Here is a 20,561-nt window from a genome sequence, read left to right as displayed (position 1 = left end):
AAATCCCGGCTGCCTTGGCCAGCCGCTCGGCGGTCAGCCCCATGTTGAGCACCACATCCAGTGCCAGCCAGTCAGCTTTTTGCAGGGCCGGTGGACTGGTCAGCACGCCTTCCTTGAACAGCGCTGGGCCCATGGGTACGCGGGTCATGTTCTCCACGCCACCCGCCATACCAACCTCGACGGCACCTGCCTGAATTTCCCGTGCGGTGTTGCGCAGCGCGGCAAGGCCAGAGCCACACTGCTGATCAATCTGGCGAGTGGCGCATGCCCGGCCATGAGGGCCTAAGCGTTCGGCAAGCCAGAGTGGGTAACGACCGCCAAAGCTCCACTGCTCTTTCACCGGCAGGGCGCAGCCAATGCTCAAATCATCCACCGTCGCGCCGTCAACGCCGCTACGCGCTAATAAGCCGTCGAGCACGCTGGCCAGGAGGACATCGCTGCGAGTGTCGGCCCAAGAATCGATCTCGGGTTTGCGGGGGTGTGCGCGGCTGAAGGCGCTACGCGCATAGTCGACGAGATAAACGTCTCTCATGAGTGGGTCTCCTGGTTTTCTGCCATGCGCGCCCAGCGATGGATGAACAAGGCGTAAGTGGTCAGCACGTGGCGGATCGAGTCGATGTCGACACACTCGTCCACGCCGTGAATGCGCTGGGCAATCGGGCCGTAGCAGGTGCCATTGATCTCACCGGAAACGTGAAAGGCCCGCAGGTCGGTGGTGCAGGTAGACAGATAATGGGCAGGTGGTTCGCCCATCAATGCTTCGTGGCACTCCGAGAGGAGCCGGATGCCTAGGGTGTCGAGATCGACCACATGCCCTTCAGAACGAAAGCCGTGGAAGCTCACCTTGGGTGGAGGCGTGGCGTCGTCAAGCTCGGCGTGGCGTGCTATCAGGGTATCGCGGACCCGCTGCATGGCATCATCCGGTGACATTCCGGGCGGGAAGCCAACACGTCCTTCAAGAATGGCATGGGCAGGTACACTGGAGGCCCAGTTGCCCGCATCCACACGGCCAACGCTAAGGTTGAACGGGTGAGGGTGGTCGACGTAAAGCGCAGGTCGGGGTAGGTCGTTCATTTCTGCTTCCAGCGCTTTCAGCGCTGGCATATATTCCTGCAGGGATTCAATTGCATTGCGCCCGACACTAGGGTCAAGCACATGGGCGGGCACGCCATCCAGGCGCATACGGAACCACAAAACACCTACCTGTCCGGCGTAGATCTGAGCGCCGAACGGTTCAGGTATCAGTACGAAATCGCCGCGAAAGCCTTGATGCAGGCAGGCCAGCGAGCCGTTGCCGGTGCACTCTTCTTCAATAACGGTTTGTAGGGTGAGCGGGAAATTGATCTCGACTCCTGCCTGGCGCACGGCCTCAACCGCCATCACCATGGCGGCAATACCGGCTTTCATATCGCCAGCCCCACGGCCATATAGCCAGCCATCTTTTTGCCAGGGCTCCCAAGGCGGGCGTGTCCACATATCGATGGGTTCGGCGGGCACCACATCGAGATGGCCGTTGAACACCAAATGCGGCCCTGGCGCGCCTGGGTTAAGGTCTGAAATGACATTGTAGCGGCCCGCGCTGGGCCACTCGGTGGGGGCGCGATGGGGGTGCTCATCAAAACCTGGGGCATCCAATGGCACTCGGGTCGCCGGTAGGCCCAGACGCTCAAGGTGCCGCTCCATGGTGTCCAGCGCCCCTTGCTCCTGGCCGAGTACGCTATAGCCACGCACCAGGTCACTGGTCAGCTCCAGGGTGTCGTCCATCAAGGCATTGCAGCAGGCAATAATGCGTTGTTCAGTGGCATCGAGCATTAGAATCTCCCCAAGCGTGATTCATCGATCAGCAGGGGGGCGTCGGTGGTCTCGCGCAGCGCCTCAACGCTCAGCCCTTCGGCGATTTCCACTACCTCAAGCCCTTCTGGGGTCACGTCCATCACAGCTTTTTCGGTGATAATTCGCGACACGCAGCGACTGGCGGTTAAGGGAAGCTGGCAGCGGGTGAGAATTTTGGGGTTGCCGTGCTTGTCATTGTGCGAACACAGCACCACCAGCCGCGCCACCTTCTGGGCCAACTCCATGGCGCCGCCAATCCCCGGCGAGAACTTGCCAGGAATTTTCCAGTTGGCCAGATTGCCCTCCTGATCCACCTCAAAGGCGCCCATAAAGGTGACATCGACACGACTGCGGCGGATCATCGCAAAGGAAGTGGCGCTATCGAATACGCTGGCCCCCGGGCGGGTGGTGATATAAGTGCCGCCGGAGTCGATCATGTCGATATCTGGCGCTTCACCTGCTTGCCGGGGGCGACAGCCCAGCACGCCGTTTTCGGAATGCACCAAGACATTCATGTCATCGGGCAGGTAGTGGAATAAGCGTGTTGGCAGCCCTATCCCCAGGTTGACGATCTGTCCGTCGATGACTTCACGGGCGGCGCGGGTCAACATACGCTGCTGATCAGAGATCATGGGGGCGAACTCCTTGCTGGCTGGATGCGCGGTCGACCTGCACCACGTGGCTGATAAAGGCGCAGGGGGTGTGAATGGTGTCGATAGGCAGGTCGCCGGGTTCGTCGATGCGGTAGGTTTGCGCAATGACCCGCTCTGCGGCCATGGCCATCAAGGGGTTGAAGTTACTTGCCGTAGCGCGATAGATCAGGTTGCCATAGCGGTCTGCACGCTCGGCGTGAACCAGGGCAACATCAGCCTGTAGTGCAGGTTCGATGGCCCATGTACAACCCTTTATATCGATTTCATGACGTCCTTCAGCAATTTCAGTACCTAGCCCGATATCGGTGAGAAAGCCGCCGTGGCCAACCCCGGCACAGCGAATTTTTTCGGCTAACAGCCCCTGGGGATGAAAAGTGACCTGCATCTCACCAGCATTCATGGCTTCAATGGCCGTTCGGTTCAGGCCTAGATGAGAGGTGATCAGGCGTTTCACGCGGCCCGCCTCAATCAGCTTGCCGATGCCAATCCCTGGCTCATTGGCATCGTTTTTAATCAGCGTCAGGTTGCGCTGGCCACTGGCGAGCAGGGCGTCGAGCAACGCAAAGGGCGTGCCCGGCGAGCCAAAGCCGCCGACCATAATGGTGGCGCCCTCGGGGATGTCGGCCACGGCCGCGTCAATGTCACAAACTTTCTGGTTCAGCAGCTTCATGGCGTTTAGCTCTCCCTAATGGGCTGTGCGTGCAGTGCAGAAGGCGGCGTGGCAAGTGCTTGATCAAAACGCGTCATGGCGATCGCTAAGCGTTCCAGCAGGGTGTCGACTTCTTGGGCTTGAATGGTCAGCGGCGGGCAGACCAGGAAATGGTCACCGGCAATACCATCCAGGGTGCGGCGGGGATAGATCAGCAGGCCTTCCTGTTTGGCCAATGCCGTGATTTGGGCGAAACGGTTTTGCTCGGCAGGGAAGGGCTGGCACGAAGCGCCATCGGCGACCAGTTCGACGCCCCATAAAAGGCCAGCGCCGCGCACATGGCCGACCCAGTCGTAGCGCTCGGCAAGCTTGCGCAGCCCGGCTTCCAGCTGCGCGCCGCGCTGGCGGGTATTTTCCAGCAAATCTTCGCGCACAATGGCCTCAAGCACTGCCAGGCCGGTGGCACAGGCCAACGGGTTGCCGGCATAGGTGTGGCCGTGTTGGAAGCCTCCGCTGGCCATGACCGTCTCGACGATAGCGCTGCGGACGAGCATCGCGCCAATCGGGTAATAGCCAGCGCCCAATCCCTTAGCAGTGACTAGAATGTCTGGCACCACATCGTAATGCTGGCAGGCAAACCAAGTGCCTGTTCGGCCAACGCCGGTGAGGACTTCATCGGCAATCAGCAGGCAGCCGAATTCATCGCATAGGGCACGGATACCTTGCAGATAGCGCTTACCTAACAGCCGCGCACCTGTGCTGGCACCGCCTATTGGCTCAATTACAAAACCAATCAGAGACTCAGGCCCTGCGGCTTCCATTGCGGCGCGGGTATCTGCCAGGATGCGGTCGACGTGGGTGTCGTCATTATTATCCTGATGGCGATAGAAATCCGGCCCCGGCACCTTGATGGAGGCGTGGGTCATGCTGGTGAAAGGGGCTTCCAACGGCTGATAGCCGGTCATGCCCAGCGCCCCCATGGTGCTGCCGTGATAAGAAGGACGCAGTGACACAAACCGCTGGCGCTGGGGCTGGCCTAAGGCGAAATAGTATTGCCGCGCCAGCTTGATCGCAGACTCCACCGCCTCGGAACCGCTGGAGATGAAAAATACCTTGCCGAGTTGAGCGTCAAATAGCTCGACCAGTCGATGGCCAAGCGCAATGGCGGGGGCGCTTTCAAACTGGGTTCGATAGGTGAAGGCCACCTTGTCCATCTGGGCGAGCATGGCGTCACGAATGTCCTGGCGGCCATGGCCAAGGTTGCAAGAGATGGCTCCGGAGCAGCCATCCAGATAATCCTTGCCCTGTGTATCCCAGAGCATGACGCCATCAGCGTGGCTGACTTCCGGCAGGGCAGGGCCTGCCTGGTAGAACAGCGGAGAGTCGGTCATCACGTTTTCCGTTTTTTATGGTCTGGTGAAAAATCTCCCTTGCAGTCTAGGTAGGTTAGTTAATATATTTCAATATATGATCGTTTTTCGAATATCAATGAGTAAAAGTCATGCCTGAAGTTACGATTAACTCGCTGAAAGCACTGGTAATTTTCAAGACGTTGTATGAAGTGGGTAGCGCCTCAGGTACTGCACGCCTTCTCGACATGACTCAATCGGGCGTTAGTCGATCTTTGGCGCAGCTTGAAGAGAACCTGGGTCTTCAACTTTTTCTACGTGAAAAAAACCGTTTGCTAGCGACTCCCGAAGCACAAGAGCTTTATGATGAAATTCTTAGGTTAATGGGAAATATTGAAGAGCTACGCCATAGCGTGTTGGCACTAAAGGAGTTCGGTACGTCGCGATTGAGAATAGCGGCTATTCCCGGGCTATGTTTTGGCTTTGTGCCCCAGGTGGTCGCAGCATTGTTGACTGAAAACAGTCGGGTAAGTATTAGTCTTGATATGATGTCAAGCTACGATGTACAGAGTGCAGTTGAGTCAAGCCACGCTGACATTGGCTTTATTACATTACCAGCCACGTCACCCCAGCTATTTACAGAAACGTTGCTCGTTACAGAAGCGGTTGCTCTGGTACCAGAAAAACTTGCGCTAGCCAAGTACGATGTGATTGAAATTAGTGACTTGCTTCATCAGCATTTGATCATTAGTAACCAACCAAGTATCAGCACCAATCCACTGTTAGAAATGGTCGCCGAGCACGGAATAAAAATTTCCGGTAAGACGGAGGCAAACATTGGCACTATAACGGCTTTGGTAGCAAACGGAGTGGGTGTAACGGTGATTAATCCTATTACTGCAAAGGATCAGCTTTCGCGTCATGATCGTGTCAAGCTGCTCCCTTTCATGCCAGTTTTGTCGTATGGTTTTGGTATCGTTTACCGTCCTGAGTGGCATGAATCTAAAGTGCTGGCTTCGCTTAAACAAAAAGCCAAAGAGCTATTAATGAATTACTAATGTATAAAGTCACTTCAAACAAGTAACAGGTGTAGTATTGATTGAGGGTTTTCTGAAGCAGTTTTGGAGGCCGGAAAGTGACAGTTGCACCAAAATAGGTCATTCTAAATCTTTTCAGTTGGCCCTTTATGGGCGATGCTTATTTAATAATTACTAACCGTTTAACATGGAGTTCACAGTGGCAGTTTACGGCGGTATTCAGGCACACGAACTGGAGCGTTGGCTTAATGCCTTGACCAACGCCGCCTATGACCGACGCTGTCCACTTTCCAAAGTGCACGGTGGCGATGCTCGTGCACGTACCGCACGTCAAGATCTACTCCATCTCGCTCACGACTACCGTCGCGGTGAGTCTAGCCGCGAAGAGAGCGCCACCGCGCTGGGCCGCTGGTGCCAAACTTACCTTTCCGAGGCAGAGTGGTACGTTCTGGTCGGTACACGCCAAGCGCCTTCCCAGCCGCAAAGCGAAGAAACGTTAAGTGAAGAAGAGCGGAGCCTCGCTGTGCTTAAGCAGCACCGAGTGGGGTAAACCAGATAGTGAAAGGCAAGCCAGATATAATCACTTTTAAAATAAGTTCCAACCTACAGTAATCGGTACCAAAAGCTCCCTTTGAGGGGCTTTTTTTGTGCGCGAAGGAATTTCTCCGCGGGTAGTAGAATTTTTACCAGCAGGTAAATTAGTGGGTACTTAATGATTTGTTGACAAAATATTAATAATATGAGTAGTTTGAGGTGGTCGGTATGCACGATTAATATTTTAAAAAGCGTTGGGTTTACAGGCGATTTCAAAAGCAATCGGTATTGAGTGTCCTATATACCCAAACACTGTTAGCGGCGGTTCCTAAACTTGGGAGCATGCAGGGCGAAGCCCTTCCTCGCATGGATCCATTAGTGGTGCTGGATAGAAGTGTCGCGCGTACCCTTGGTGAAAGCCGTCAGCAGGATACGGCTAGAACCGATGCAGCCCCGGTGGTGGAGGTAGATAATTTAGTCACCCGTTTCGATATACGTAAAGGGTTCTTTGGGGGTATTAGCCATCGTGTCCACGCGGTGGAAAATGTCAGCTTCTCCATTTTTCCTGGAGAGACGCTGGCGCTGGTAGGGGAGTCTGGTTCCGGCAAGTCGACCATCGGGCGCACCATTCAGCAGTTGCAGGAAAGCACCAGTGGCACGATACGTTTTGGCGGCAAGGCAGTGGCCGACATGTCGCGGGCAGACAAGATGCGCCTGCTACACTTTTCAAGACCCGTTTGCCTCACTTACCGCTTAACACCGCCGCTGGTGGAGCCTGGCTTTCCCCTAGGCACGGATCCTTTAGGCAGGGACGTGCTCGCGCGGGTGATTATCGGTGGTGAAATCTCGCTAAAAGTCGGGGTCTACTCAGCCCTTGGTGCGGTGGTAATCGGCATCATTATGGGCTTGGTGTCCGGCTACTATGGCGGGTTTCTGGATATGATCGCGATGCCCTGGATCCCACTGGACGTACCTCCTTATGACCAACAGCCCCCAGATCGAGATCTTGTTAGAGCGCTCGTTTCCGCGCACCACAAAAGCCTTGCTTGATGAGTACGCCACGCCTGCCTATCAAGGTTATCAGTTTGAGGCGTGGGTCTTCGATGATGAGGCCGAACGCCAAGCCACAGAAACGGCATTTAAGGCCGCCGGTATTAGTGCACGCCTACGCAGTGCTTATAAGCCCCTGGTGCACTTCTTTTTAGAGGAGTTCTCGTGGGCGTCACTGCAATCATTGGTGATTGAGTACCCAGTGTTAGCGCATGCGCCGCGCCGCTTTCTGCTAGAAGCCTACCCGCTGGCGGCACTACTTCCGCAAGGCGTATCGCTTCGTTGGGAGGATGTTGAATCCACGCCTATCTCCACACCTACCCCTACAGCTCTTCATTATCGCGTTCGTGTGGAGCGTAGCACTGGGGAGCTGGAAACGTATTGGGTTGAAGCGCCTAATTGCCAACATCTAGATCATGTTAACCAAGCACAGTGCTCGCCCTGTGGTTGGCTACGGCTCACTTCTCCCCAGGGTGAAGTGAGCGAGTCGATTATTGAGACCGATTACGAAGCGCTGTTTCAAGCGGCAATGGCGACGTTATCCTCAACTCAGTGGCAGGCTGAGCCGCCTTACTTCGAAGAACTTAACTTCGCGGTGCATTTGCCCAGCAGCGACCGCCGCTTAGCGTGGGACGACGAGCATATCAGCCTTGCCGAGGCGCTCCATGAGGAGCTCTATTTTTCTGCGCTGGAGTATTTTCAGCGCTACGCGGGCTTAGCGCTGGGGGATCGGTCAATTCAGCCGGGGCAGATTGTGCCGGAAGTATCCACTCAGGGGGAAAATGCCTATTTGCAAGTAAGCCTGCGGCCTTTGTATGCCTCCCAGCCGCCACGTGATGAGGTGTTGCTGGACACCGCCCAGCTGGCCATCGGCGTTGAGCAAATAGAGCAGTTATTGGCGCAATTGGGTGGTCAGGCGTTACACGCCAAGACACGAGCGGGGAGGGCGGTAGAGGCGCGTTATATCATCGGTAGTGAACGCGCCGTGATGATCAGTGCGGGGCAGCATGCCAACGAAACATCTGGCGTGGTGGGGGCATTGCGTGCCGCTCAGCAGCTTAACGGTGAGCCAGAGGCCCACTTTGTCATCTCACCGCTAGAAAACCCTGATGGATACGCGTTGCAAGGCCGGCTCATCGCCACCCAGCCACGCCATATGCACCACGCGGCGCGCTACACCGCCTTTGGTAATGACCTACAGAGCCAGCCGCTTGGGCAGCCATTTGAACATGCTATTCGTGAGCAGGCATTCGATTTCAGTAATGCCGGGCTGCATATCAATCTGCACGGCTACCCGGCCCATGAATGGACACGGCCGTTAAGTGGTTACATCCCCCGTGGCTTTGATATGTGGACGATCCCCAAAGGCTTCTTTTTGATTCTGCGCCATCAACCAGGCTATGAATCAGCGGCGGAGCAGTTGGTGGTAGCCGTTACCCGGCAGCTTGCAAAAGTGCCTGGTTTGGTCGAATTTAATGCCACGCAAATTGCGTTATTTGAAACCCATGCAGGGGCGTTAACCTTCCCGATGCTGAATGGTTTTCCCTATCTAATCTCGGAAGACGGTGATCAGTTAACGCCGCTGATGCTGATTACTGAATACCCCGATGAGACCCTAACCGGCGAGCCCTTTGTGCAGGCGCATACCGCGCAAAGGGCAACGGTAGTGGCGGCCTATAACGCCTTTCAAACGCTCTCATTGTAAGATTAATCTCAATGACGGCGAAACCGTAGCACTGATACAATGGATAAATGAACAGTGCTTTCGCTACACCTACCGCCTCCCTCGATGACCCCTTCTATTACCTGACGAACTTTCGCTTCGTTTTGGACTGGGCGGGGGAGCGCCACGCTGATCTGCTCGCAGCAGATGAGCTCGCTTTCCTTGGACAGTTCAAAAGCTTACCGCAGGCCTCTCAAGCGTTGTTGGTACGCATGGTGATGCGCAAAGGCGAGTTGTTTCGGCTCAGCAAGCTAACTTATGCCGAAGTGGGTGACAGTGCTGAAGCTATGTCACCATTGATCGCGCTAGGCTGGGTCGATAGTGATCCGGCGCTTAGCATTGAGGAGCTGTTTAACCAGTTACGCCTTGCGGAGCTGCGCCAGATGTTTGCAGATGAGATACACGCCGCTGGGGTTAGCACCTCTAGCGCCAAAACAGTCCTCTACGACACGCTGGCAAGCCGACTCACACATGCCGACACGCTGCAGACCTGGTGGGCCAATGCGCCTGACCGTGTGGTGCGCCTTAACGTGATGAATATTTGCGACCGCCTGCGACTAATGTTCTTTGGCAACCTACGCCAGGACTGGGCTGAGTTCGTGTTGACCGAGTTAGGGTTGCAGCGTTTTGAGGTTGTACCTTTTACGCCACAGTCCCGCGCTTTCCAGTCGCGCCAGGAAGTGGACACCTACTTGGCTCTCCATCACCTGCGTCAACGTCTCGATGCAGGGGAACAGCCTGCCGATCTACATCTTGAGGTGCCGCCGCCCTCGGATAACCGCTGGCTAGCTACGCGGCGTGCACGGTTACTGCTGCAGTTGGGCCGAGAGGAAGAGCGAAGCGGTGACTCGGCGCTAGCGCTGACGCTTTATCGCGATTCTGGCAGCAGCGAAGCGCGTATCCGACAATTGCGGGTGTTAGAGCGGCGGGGGGAACACCAGGCGGCCTTTGAGCTGGCCACCCAAGCGCTTAATAGCAGCCCCAACGAAACCGAGCACCAGGCGCTGGCGAGGATTCTGCCACGCTTGCAGCGGCGGCTTAAACTGCCTGCGGTGAAGAACGATTTGGAACCCACTCATGTACGCTGGGACTTGCAATTGACCGGGCCGCAGTGGGTCGAACGCGCTGTGGTGGAGTATCTTAGCGAGCCCCTGGCGCCGGTCTACTATGTGGAAAACAGTCTATTCACTGGGCTGTTTGGTCTGCTCTGCTGGCCGGCGATTTTCGACCCGCTGCCGGGGGCTTTCTTCCACCCCTTCCACAATGGCCCGGCGGATTTGTACCGCGACGATTTCGTCGAGCGTCGGCGTGACGCCTTCGATGCGTGCTTGGCGTGCTTGGAAGACGGCAGCTACCGCGAGGTGATTCAGGCGACCTGGCGGGAAAAACACGGCCTGGCTTCCCCCTTTGTGCACTGGGCGATCGTCGATAAGCCACTGGTTGAGCTGGCGTTGGTATGCATTCCAACTGAGCACTTAAGACTCTGTTTTGAGCGACTGCTAGGTGATTTGAAAGCCAACCGGGCCGGACTGCCCGACTTGATTCAATTTATGCCCGATGCGCCCGTTGGTGAACCGCGCTATCGGATGATTGAAGTCAAAGGCCCCGGTGATCGCTTGCAGGATAACCAGCGCCGCTGGCTTACGTTCTTTCACCGCCATGCGATGCCCGTCGCAGTCTGCTATGTGCGTTGGACCGCCAGCGACGAGCTTGGGGTATGAGTGCGACTTATCGCGTGGCGGTGCGGGCGCTATGTGATTTCACTGCCCGTGAGGGGGATCTTGATCACCGCTTTACCCCCGCGCCCAGCGCGCGGGAAGGTATCGAAGGGCATACGCTTGTAGCTAGCCGACGCGGGGCAGACTATATCGCCGAACTGCCGATGTCGGGCAAGTATGAAGAGGGCTCTTTTGGCGGGCTAACGGTCTCCGGCCGCGCCGACGGTTTCGACCCCACGGCTAACCGCCTGGAAGAGGTCAAGACCCATCGTGGTAGCCTGGAGCGCATGGCGGATAACCAGCGCGCGCTGCATTGGGCGCAGGTGAAAGTATACGGGGCACTACTATGTGCCGAGCGTGGCCTGGAACACATTACCTTGACGTTGGTTTACCTGGAGATTGCTAGCGGCAAAGAGACCTTGCTCAGCCAAGAGGCGTCCGCTAACGAGCTCGAGGCGTTCTTTACAGACCAGTGCCAACGCTTTCTTGCCTGGGCGAAACAGGAAGCAGCCCACCGACAGCGCCGCGATAGCGTCCTGCAAACTCTGCGTTTCCCCCATGCTGCGTTTCGCCCCGGCCAGCGTGAACTCGCGGAGGACGTTTATAAAGCCGCCTGTACTGGGCGCTGCCTGCTCGCCCAAGCGCCCACCGGGATTGGTAAAACGGTGGCGACGCTGTTCCCCATGCTTTCGGCCATGCCGCGCCAGCAGCTTGATCGGATAGCGTTTCTGACCATGAAAACCCCCGGTCGCCGTTTGGCGTTGGATGCCCTGACCACACTACGCGCTAGCCTTGAAGATGAAGTGCTACCTTTGCGTGTGCTGGAACTGGTCGCTAGGGAGAAAGCCTGCGAATACCCCGACCGCGCCTGCCACGGCGAATCGTGCCCGCTAGCCGCAGGTTTTTACGACCGCCTGCCTGCCGCCCGCCAAGCGGCAGTAGAAAAGGCGTGGCTGGATCGCCAGACGCTGCGGGAGGTGGCCTTGGCCCACGACGTCTGCCCGTATTATCTAGGTCAGGAGCTGGCGCGCTGGGCGGATGTAATCGTCGGCGACGTTAACCACTGGTTCGATAGCCACGCGCTGCTGCACGGTTTGGCCCAGGCCAATGATTGGCGAACGGGCGTGCTGATCGACGAAGCGCACAATCTAGTTGAGCGCGCCCGCGGCATGTACAGCGCCGAGCTCGATCAGCAGCGCTTCAACCGGGTGCGCCGCGCTGCGCCCAAAGCGCTCTCCCGGCCCTTGGGTCGTTTGGCCCGCCAGTGGCAGGCATTGTTTAAAGACATGTCGTTTAAAGACGCGGGGATGGAAACAGAGGGCGAGCCGAGAAAGCCGATTTACCGCCTGCTAACGGCGCTGCCCGACAAGCTGGTAATGGCCGCCCAGCAGGTGGGCGCAGCCATTACCGATCACCTGGGTGAGCACCCTGAAGACGCTAGTCTAGAGCTCCAAGAGCTACTATTTGAAGCGCTGGTGTTTTGCCGCTTGGCAGAGCACTTTGGCGAGCACTCGCTGTGTGATCTTACCCACTACGGGCGTGGGCGGGCGGTGTTAGGGTTACGCAACCTGATACCCGCCGATTTTCTGACAGGACGGTTTAACGCAGCGCACACGGTGGTGCTGTTTTCGGCAACGCTAACACCAGCCCACTATTATCGGGATCTCCTAGGCTTGCCGGAAAACACGGTATGGCGGAAGGTGGCGTCCCCTTTTGCCGCACGTCAGCTTGAGGTGCGCATTCGCACGGATATTTCCACCCGTTTTCGGGACCGAGATGCGTCAATCGGGCCAATAGTGGCGATTATGGCGCAGCATTATCAGGGCAAGCCAGGGCACTATCTGGCGTTCTTTAGCAGCTTTGCCTACCTGGAGGCAGTGCTGGTGCGGTTTCGCGAGTCGCACCCGGAGGTGCCCGTCTTCAGCCAAACCCGTGGGATGCCCGAAGCGCAGCGCGAGGCGTTTTTGGCTCGCTTTATACCCGGCGGAAAAGGCATCGGCTTCGCGGTGTTGGGCGGTGCCTTCGCCGAAGGCATCGACCTACCCGGCGACCGGTTGATCGGTGCTTTTATTGCCACCCTAGGCCTGCCGCCGTTTAACGACTTTAACGAAGCACTTAAAGCACGCTTAACCGCGCGCTTTGGGCAAGGCGACGATTACACTTACCGTATTCCCGGCATGATCAAAGTGGTTCAGGCCGCAGGTCGCGTTATTCGCAGTCCAGAAGATCAAGGGGTTGTGGTATTAATGGATGATCGTTTTGCCCAGGCCAACGTGCGTGCGCTATTGCCAAGCTGGTGGTCGCTGGGCAACTCCACCCCCTAATTTAGGACCCTAACGCGAGCTATGACAGATCTACTCTGGTACCAGTATGCGCTGATCGGGCTAATTTTTGCCTGGAGCGGTTTTGTGCGCACCAGCCTGGGCTTTGGCGGCGCCGTGCTGGCGCTGCCTTTCCTGCTTTTGGTGGTTAACGAGCCTCTGGTGTTCTTGCCGATTATTGCCATTCACCTGCTGATTTTCTCCAGTTGGATCGCCTGGAGTGGGCACCGCCAATTGCAGGCGGCGGGCGTGGGCACCACGTCCCCAGAGAGCAATATCGATTGGGCTTATTTAACCAAAGCCTTGAAAATCATGATTATCCCCAAGTTGATCGGGGTGGTGGGGCTATTAACGCTACCCGCACAGGTCATGACCAGTATCATTTTTGGTATTGTGTTCGTCTATGCCATTGGCTATGTGCTGAACAAGCCGTTCAAGAGTAAGAACAAGTACGTGGACTACGTGCTGCTGGCGCTTGGCGGTTATGTCAGCGGTACCTCGCTGATTGGCGCTCCGTTGATTGTGGCGGTGTTTGCCACTCATGTGGTCAAAGAGCAGTTGCGGGATACCATGTTTGTGCTGTGGTTTATCCTGGTGGTGATCAAGATGGTCTCGTTCTTGATCGCGGGGGTGGATCTGCAGTTAATCCACCAGCTGTGGCTACTGCCCTGTGCATTTATTGGTCATTTGGTGGGTGAGAAAGCCCACCGCTATATGCTAAAAGCGGACACTGGGCTGTTCTTCCGTGTGCTGGGGGCGGTGCTGATTTTGGTCAGCGTGGTGGGATTGATTCACCCGCCGGGGTAAATTTGGAACCTAGCCTCGCTACAAGCAAAAAACGGCCACTTGCTGTATTGGCTAAGTGGACGTTTTTCATAGGATTTTTGGTCGGAATAGCAGGATTCGAACCTACGACCTCTGCCTTGCTATCAAAACTAAATACGCCACCAGCCCAGTGTAGATAAAATAAACTCCGCATACGCACAGCTTGCCGCCCCCGTTGAGACTATCCACGCCAAGCACGGCCGAGACCGCGGAGCGGTAGATACCTATGTCGCGCGCTTTTACGTCGAACGGCCCGAAGCACTAGCAAAACGGGTAGAGTCGGAGAGGACACTATGCAGCTAATACCAAAAAAGCCACCTCCGAAAAAAGGCAGGCTTTGAGTAAAGCGGCTAAGGATCATTTCACTCCACTACCACATATCGGATCAGTTGTTCGCGAGCTGTTGGAGAGCCGAGTGGAAAACTGAACAAACAGATAGGGCTTAGATTCGTAACTAAAGACTCTCTCGCCATTGATCTTGAGAGTGACTAGGCTCTGCGCGAAGCCAGGATGGCTCTGGGAGGACAAGCTATGCAGGAGCAGTGCCCGGTGCATACATATGTCGCTGTTGCGAGGGGAAATTACTGACTTGCTCTTGGCCGAGCTGGTAGCCGCTGCGTCTTTTGCGTGGGTATCGCACAGTGAACTATCAAAAATGCCGAACTGATGTCTTGTCAGTCTGGCAGTGCCCAGTCGATTCCCGATGGTAGTTTTCAAAGGCAACGCAGCCAAACCGCATAGCTTACTTTCAAAAAATGGGACGAAACGTGCCAATTTTTTTCTCAAGTGTAATGAGCAATTGCCGATATTCAAAGCTGGTCGAGGCGATTTGATATTGGCCTGCGCCTGCCATCTTAATTGAATATCGAAAGGCACCTAGCTGTCTCATGTAATACAAGGGAACCAAATGCACTCCGTTCATTTCCGCAAGACTCTTCTCGGCTTGGCCATCGCAGGCGTCAGCATGCCGACGTATTCGGCTACCTTGACGCTGACCAACGCGGGTATCAGCGAAAGCGCCCCCACCGTCTACAGCGAATCGGTCACCGTCACCGGCTCCTATACGGGAAACGACGGCGCTATCGAGTTCGGGGGAGTCATCTTTGAGCAGGACCTGATTCTCGACACATCCATCAATGCCACGGGTGATTTTGTCAGTGGGCTGGACCTAGCCCACGCCAACGATCAAACCCGTACCCCGACTACCATTCGCGGCAGCTTGATCAATCGAGGCAACATCAGCGTCGAAGGCGCTGGATCTGCTGCCATGCTACTCGACCCTGCCGTGATTGATGGCGACCTGATTAATGAAGGTAATCTTTCAGCGAAAGGTGGTTTGATTTCAGGATCCTTTTTTGAAGAAGGTACCCGCGGCCTGGACCTTTCGGTGACCCAGGTCAATGGTAACGTGCATAACAAAGGCACTATTACGGCCGAAGGCGAGCGGGCCATTGGGATATGGATGTCTTATGATTCCGAAGGCGACACTGTCATTCAAGGAGACCTCATCAACTCCGGCACCATTCGCGCGACCGATAACGTTTCAAGGCTTGAATTTGATGAGCAAGGTGAGCCTGTTTGGGATGACGAGAACAACCGCGTAAATAGCGCAGCGGTCGGTATCAATCTTGCCAATGTATTCCTAGGGAATCTTCACAACGAACGCGGAGGGCTGATCGAAGCGGATGGTGAGCTTGCCCAAGGGGTGCTGTTGGAGGGCACCCGGCTCCGCGGTGATTTCGTCAACAATGGCGTGATTAGGGCGAATGGGCGGTACGCCTCTGGGGTCGATATCACGTCACTCAATGGCCCAGCTCACGTTCGTCACGTGGTTAATAACGGCATCATCGAGGCAAAGGGCGCCAACACGGTTGGATTTCTGGGCTCTTTCGAGTCATCCGACCCACGCTTAATCAACACCGGCACTATCAAAGCTGAACATTACGGTATCGAATTAGAAGATTTCGCTGACATAGGAAGCGGAAAGCCTTTAATCATCGAACACCGCGACGGCTTGATCAGCGGTGGTAAGGCCGCGATCTTTTCTTATAATGGCGACGTCAACCTGCTATGGAGCGGTGGCAAGATTGAGGGCAATCTTCTGCTCAACGGTGAAAATGGAAATAGCGGCATAGGCCAGAGCACCGTGCGAGTAAGTGGTGATGTCACCTTCGATGGTAGCCGTATCCAAGCGCGGCTCGTCCAGGTCGATAGTGGCGCTTCTCTTGGCATGTTCATTGGCGAAAGCAACGCTGCTCCTATTCTGATGGTCGACGGAAACGTGCAGTTTGCCGAAGGCGCCGAGATTCGGCTTACTCCGGTCGCAGCCAACTTCACCGCTGAAGGCCGTACCTACACACTGGTACAAGCGAACCTGATCGATAATGGCGATGATAATGGCAACCTCGATGTCGCCCTGGCCTCTCCGTTCCTTGATGTCGAAACCCGCGTCAGCAATACGCAGGTCATCTCGACCGTCTCCGCCAAAGGCGCAGACGAAGTCGCTGACAGCGTCAGAAGAAGCGGCGGTTCGCGCAACGCCCAGGCTGCCATTCGCAGCTTCGCCCCGCTGATGGGCAGCCTAGGTGAAAATGATCCGGTATTTCGTGCCTTTGCAAATGCTAATGAATCCGAGGTAGCTCGCTTGGCCGTGCAGTTGTCTCCCGAATCCAATGGCGGCTCTACGTCGGCGGCCGTGTCGGGCCAAACGCTGGTCAGCAATACGACTCGTAGCCGCACCAGCAGTGCACGTCAGGGTATGAACTCAGGTGATTCGTTCGATGAATCCGGCGTTTGGGTGCACGCGCTTTACAGTGACGCGCATCAAGATCTTCGCCAAGGCGTTCCCGGCTATGATGCCTATAGCCGTGGGATCGCGATCGGCGCCGACGGCAAGCTGAACTCGCAAGCTATGGTGGGCGTGGCCTACAGCTACCTCGATACCGACGTGAACAGCGCAACCGGCAACCAGACTGATGTCGAAGGTCATGCTTTCACGCTGTACAGCGGTTATGAACTGGGGCACTACTTCCTGGACGCCAGCCTTACCTATGGTCTCAACAACAATGAGAGCGAGCGCCATATTGCTGGCACCTCTGCACAGGCCGATTACGATAGCGACCTGTTGGGGATCAACCTCGTCGGCGGCTACGGCTATGATTTGCAAAATGGCCTGCTACTTGAACCGCGTTTTGCAGCTCGCTACAGCCGCGTGGAAACCGATAGCTACCAGGAAAGCGGTTCTTCTGCGGCACTTCGTGTTGATGAGCAGCGTCAGGAAATCGCAGAGCTAGGTGCAGGCCTACGCCTGGCTGGGCGTTTCAGCGCGGGGAAGGGCATACTAGAACCGCAAGCGATGTTAATGGGTTACCGCGACTTTGCCGATGACCGGGCAACCAGCACAGCATCGTTCGTGCGTGGCGGCGCGTCATTCGTGACCCAGGGAGCCGACCCGGCCAATACCACCTACGAAGCCGGCGTCGGGGTGGACTACTTGCTGGGCGCTTTCTCGATGGGTGTCAGCTACGACTTCGTTAGCAAGAGCGACTTCAATGCCGATAGTGTCGTGGCCAAGCTTCGCTACGACTTCTAGTGAGTGAATCTAAGGACGGCCCGTTCAGGCGGGCCGGACTCAAACTGCTCGGCACTGGCTTGTTTTGTGTTCTGCTGAGCGGCTGTCAGTCCTCTCAACAAGCCCTTGAAGCACTCTCGTCAACCCATGGCAGACACGTCACTGTGTTGCAAAGTTCGCCCTACCCGCTCGCTTATAGTGCTCCCTTGCAACCACCAATCACGAGCCGTCTGCGCGTATATGTTGAAGGTGATGGCTACGCCTGGGCCACGGCCACACAGCCCAGCCTCGACCCCAGTCCACGCCAGTTACTTGTGGCTAAGCTTGCCTTTAATGACCCTACCCCCAACGTCTACTTGGCACGCCCGTGTCAATTTATTTCCGCTCCAAGCTGCAGCCCCGAGCTATGGACGGATCGGCGTTTCTCCCCCGAAGTGCTCAGAAGCCTAGATAACGCTCTAACGTTGATCAAGGCTCGCCATGGCAATCATGACTTTGACCTTGTGGGGTACTCCGGTGGCGCTGCTCTCGCGCTACTACTCGCCGCTCAGCGAGACGATATAGAGCAAGTTCAAACCATCGCCGGGAATCTTAGCCCCGCGAACTGGATTGAACATCACGGCCTGCGCTCACTCGATAATGCACTGGAGCCCATAGGGTTCAAAGATAGGCTCGCTCGGCTGCCCCAACGTCATCTATCAGGAAAAGAGGATCGGGTTGTTCCCACTTCCTTGCTGCAAACATACTACGAACAATTCGATAGCGTCTGCTTTCAAATTGTGGTGATTGACGAGGCCAGCCATACTGAAGGCTGGGAACGCGCTTGGAGGCAATGGCAAGCGCGTCCTATAGTGTGCTTGTGATCGGGACCCGCAGCTTAGGGAACTGATGAAAAGGCGAGTAAAAAGGCTAATGTTCAACACCCTTCCCGATTGAGGTGGCTATGATCTACCTTGATGAAGCAATCTTTCCACTTGAAATCGCGCTTGCTGCCGGGCCAGTACATCTTGTATGGCATCGTTCAGCGAATCCCGCATATACCAGCCCATTCCACCAAAGTGGAGCAGGGATTCTCCAGGCAAATAACCGCATCTATCGATAGAGCGGTAGATTTACGGCATATGTGATCCTCGTTGCCTGGGTCAATCTCGGCGGTGGGATACCCTTTTCGATCATCTAGGTTGGCATTGGTATATGGTGCAACGTCTCGCAGTCATCGCAGTTCCAATTGCCCCAGATATGGCTTTCGGCGGTAAACACCCCAGGCGTTTATCCAGATTCTCATTGGCTTCTTCGCAGAAGTTGAACCGCAAGGGATGTGCTCGCTCTTAGGATCAAGCCGAATCTCGACATGTGGCTGCTCGTGCACTTAGACTGCCGGGCGGGCAGTAATTCGGGGTTGACCAGTGATTCCGGTTCGACTTTGATGGCAGGAATGTCAACATCGACCACCTCTTCCAGCAGGCTAACCTGCAGCACATTGCACTGACCGAGCTGATGGCGCTACTCATCTGTAACGCAGCGCCTTCTAGTTTTGATCAAATTCTTGTAGGCCCTGGCCCTGTTGCTCGACTTGCAGCATCAGGGGAGCAATTAGTTGACGGAGCTGGACGGGGGAAGTTGGGACAGGTGAAGCGCTTTGGCTTTTGCGCGGGCTTTGTCATTAACGAACTCCCACACTGCTTATATTTTGCTACCTAGAACCTCTTAACCAAAAAAACGGCCACTTGCTGTATTAGCTAAGTAGCCGTTTTTAATAGTGTTCTTGGTCGGAATAGCAGGATTCGAACCTACGACCTCTGCCTCCCGAAGGCAGCGCTCTACCAAGCTGAGCTATATTCCGAATGTTGCCGAGCAGTGCTTATCTGTGCTTAACAACGGAGGTGGATCATACTTAGCCAGACGTGTTTTTTCAAGTCCTCGGCGGCGCGATGCACCAATTTTTATGCTTGGCGATCAACCGCTAAGCGGGCCAACTGGGCCATGCTGTCGCGGTAGACGCTGGGCGGCAGGGCGTCCAGTTGCTTTAGGGCTTCATCAGCCATCTCTTCTGCCCGCTGGCGGGTATAGTCGAGTGCACCAGTGGCGTGAATAATTTCCAGCACAGCGTCGAGCTGCTCAAGCCCGCCATCGCGAATCACCTGGCGAATCAGCTTGGCCTGTTCCGGCGTGCCTTGCTCCATGGCGTGGATCAGCGGCAGCGTCGGCTTGCCTTCGGCCAGGTCGTCGCCAACGTTTTTGCCCATGGCATCGGCGTCGCCCTGGTAATCCAGCAGGTCATCAATCAACTGAAACGCGAGACCCAGATAGCGGCCGTAATACTGAAGTGCTTGCTCCTGTTCCGGCGTTGCTTCTGCCAGCACGGCACCGCTGTGGGAGGCCGCTTCAAACAACATGGCGGTTTTGCCCAAAATAGTCTCGAAGTAATCCTCTTCAGAGATGCTGGGGTTGCCGATGTTGGTCAACTGCAGCACTTCCCCTTCCGCGATGATACAGGTAGCGCCAGAAAGGATCGCCATAATGCGCATCGAACCCACATCGACCATCATCTGAAACGAGCGGGCGTAGAGGAAATCACCGACCAATACCGACGGCGCATTGCCCCAGGCGTCGTTGGCGGTTTTCTTACCACGGCGCATATGCGACTCATCGACCACGTCATCGTGCAGCAGCGTGGAGGTGTGCATAAACTCAATCAACGTGGCCAGCGGTATATGCTTGTCGCCAGTGTAGTTGAGGGAGCGCGCGGCCAGTAGCGCCAATAAAGGGCGCAAACGCTTGCCGCCGCTTTCAGTAATGTACTGACCGATGGTTTCGACCAGCGGCACCTTGGAGTTAAGCTGCTCGACAATCGTCCGGTTGACGGCTGCGAAATCATCGGCCACCACGGCGTGCAGCGGTGAAGGCGTTGGGCTGTCAGGCTGGGCTGAAGAGACGTTAGCGGTCATGGGATACGTTCATCGCGGCAGATTGAGGCGGTAAGTCCCGCCCATAGTTTTGATCATGTATAGTTTTGATAATGTGTAGTCGTGATCATATGTTGGGGTCATGCTATGGGGCTGTCTGTTAGGCGTCAAGATACGCGCTGTGGTCACGTTATGATACGCCGCTATAAGGAGATGGTAGTGTCAATTGACAAAGGCCTGCGGTCTTGTGGTAAGAGAAGATAGTCGTTATAATCCGCGACCCACTCATCATGCTCCCTGTCAGATGGCTCCAAAAGGGGCGCCACTCGCAGCAGGTCGATAAGAGCGGAAGGCGATGAGCGTTGGTTACGCTGGGCGTAACCGGCATTAAC

Annotated in this window: 15 protein-coding genes and 1 tRNA gene; 9 read left to right on the top strand and 7 right to left on the bottom strand. The window is 55.9% G+C overall.

Annotated features, from left to right (window positions below):
• From KUC_RS19925 to KUC_RS04415, 5 genes are all read right to left on the bottom strand, one after another.
• On the bottom strand, positions 1-532 hold a 532-nt coding region (locus tag KUC_RS19925), incomplete at its 3' end, for a thiolase family protein (protein WP_503660757.1).
• Entirely contained in the window at positions 529-1,812 is a 1,284-nt protein-coding gene (locus KUC_RS04430; RefSeq protein WP_007111903.1) for an ArgE/DapE family deacylase, read from the bottom strand. The genes KUC_RS04430 and KUC_RS19925, both read right to left, overlap by 4 nt.
• Positions 1,812-2,465 (bottom strand): 3-oxoacid CoA-transferase subunit B, encoded by a 654-nt coding sequence (locus KUC_RS04425; protein ID WP_007111902.1) that lies wholly within the window; start codon positions 2,463-2,465, stop codon positions 1,812-1,814. Before KUC_RS04425 ends, KUC_RS04430 begins: the two co-directional genes overlap by 1 nt.
• Positions 2,455-3,156, bottom strand: coding sequence for a CoA transferase subunit A (locus KUC_RS04420; protein ID WP_007111901.1), 702 nt, complete (start codon positions 3,154-3,156; stop codon positions 2,455-2,457). Before KUC_RS04420 ends, KUC_RS04425 begins: the two co-directional genes overlap by 11 nt.
• 5 nt (positions 3,157-3,161) lie before the next feature.
• Positions 3,162-4,526 (bottom strand): aminotransferase family protein, encoded by a 1,365-nt coding sequence (locus KUC_RS04415; protein ID WP_040479502.1) that lies wholly within the window; start codon positions 4,524-4,526, stop codon positions 3,162-3,164.
• Positions 4,527-4,636: 110 nt separating this feature from the next.
• On the opposite strand from KUC_RS04415, the gene KUC_RS04410 reads away from it, so the two are divergent.
• The 9 genes from KUC_RS04410 to KUC_RS04370 all read left to right on the top strand — a co-directional run bounded on the left by KUC_RS04410 (position 4,637) and on the right by KUC_RS04370 (position 18,126).
• Positions 4,637-5,542, top strand: a complete 906-nt coding sequence (locus KUC_RS04410) for a LysR family transcriptional regulator (protein ID WP_007111899.1) — start codon at positions 4,637-4,639, stop codon at positions 5,540-5,542.
• A gap of 178 nt (positions 5,543-5,720) precedes the next feature.
• Complete coding sequence (locus tag KUC_RS04405; protein ID WP_040479499.1) at positions 5,721-6,071, top strand: hypothetical protein; 351 nt, start codon at positions 5,721-5,723, stop codon at positions 6,069-6,071.
• Positions 6,072-6,343: 272 nt separating this feature from the next.
• On the top strand, positions 6,344-7,105 hold the full coding sequence (locus KUC_RS20285) for an ATP-binding cassette domain-containing protein (protein ID WP_244264735.1): 762 nt from the start codon (positions 6,344-6,346) through the stop codon (positions 7,103-7,105).
• Complete coding sequence (locus KUC_RS04395) at positions 7,035-8,810, top strand: M14 family metallopeptidase (protein WP_083825745.1); 1,776 nt, start codon at positions 7,035-7,037, stop codon at positions 8,808-8,810. Before KUC_RS20285 ends, KUC_RS04395 begins: the two co-directional genes overlap by 71 nt.
• Before the next feature lie 47 nt (positions 8,811-8,857).
• Positions 8,858-10,549 (top strand): VRR-NUC domain-containing protein, encoded by a 1,692-nt coding sequence (locus tag KUC_RS04390; RefSeq protein WP_007111895.1) that lies wholly within the window; start codon positions 8,858-8,860, stop codon positions 10,547-10,549.
• Positions 10,546-12,870, top strand: a complete 2,325-nt coding sequence (locus KUC_RS04385) for an ATP-dependent DNA helicase (RefSeq protein ID WP_007111894.1) — start codon at positions 10,546-10,548, stop codon at positions 12,868-12,870. The genes KUC_RS04390 and KUC_RS04385 overlap by 4 nt, the downstream gene beginning before the upstream one ends.
• A 21-nt stretch (positions 12,871-12,891) precedes the next feature.
• Positions 12,892-13,674 carry a sulfite exporter TauE/SafE family protein gene (locus tag KUC_RS04380; RefSeq protein WP_007111893.1) on the top strand — a complete coding sequence of 261 codons (783 nt, stop codon included), beginning with the start codon at positions 12,892-12,894 and terminating at the stop codon, positions 13,672-13,674.
• Between the two features lie 925 nt (positions 13,675-14,599).
• A complete protein-coding gene (locus KUC_RS04375; RefSeq protein WP_007111891.1) occupies positions 14,600-17,284 on the top strand; it encodes an autotransporter family protein in 2,685 nt (894 codons plus the stop codon).
• Positions 17,285-17,469: 185 nt separating this feature from the next.
• On the top strand, positions 17,470-18,126 hold the full coding sequence (locus KUC_RS04370) for a hypothetical protein (protein WP_208854480.1): 657 nt from the start codon (positions 17,470-17,472) through the stop codon (positions 18,124-18,126).
• A gap of 903 nt (positions 18,127-19,029) precedes the next feature.
• On the opposite strand, the gene KUC_RS04365 is transcribed toward KUC_RS04370, so the two are convergent.
• Together KUC_RS04365 and ispB are read right to left on the bottom strand one after the other, a co-directional pair.
• Positions 19,030-19,106, bottom strand: a tRNA-Pro gene (locus KUC_RS04365).
• 100 nt (positions 19,107-19,206) lie between these two features.
• On the bottom strand, positions 19,207-20,211 hold the full coding sequence (ispB, locus tag KUC_RS04360; RefSeq protein WP_007111889.1) for an octaprenyl diphosphate synthase: 1,005 nt from the start codon (positions 20,209-20,211) through the stop codon (positions 19,207-19,209).
• Positions 20,212-20,561 lie beyond the last annotated feature (350 nt).

This window comes from Vreelandella boliviensis LC1 (genome assembly GCF_000236035.1).
GTDB classification, from domain to species: Bacteria; Pseudomonadota; Gammaproteobacteria; order Pseudomonadales; family Halomonadaceae; genus Vreelandella; species Vreelandella boliviensis.
Note: the sequence above shows the minus strand (reverse complement) of the source record. Positions and strands in the feature narration are given on the sequence as shown.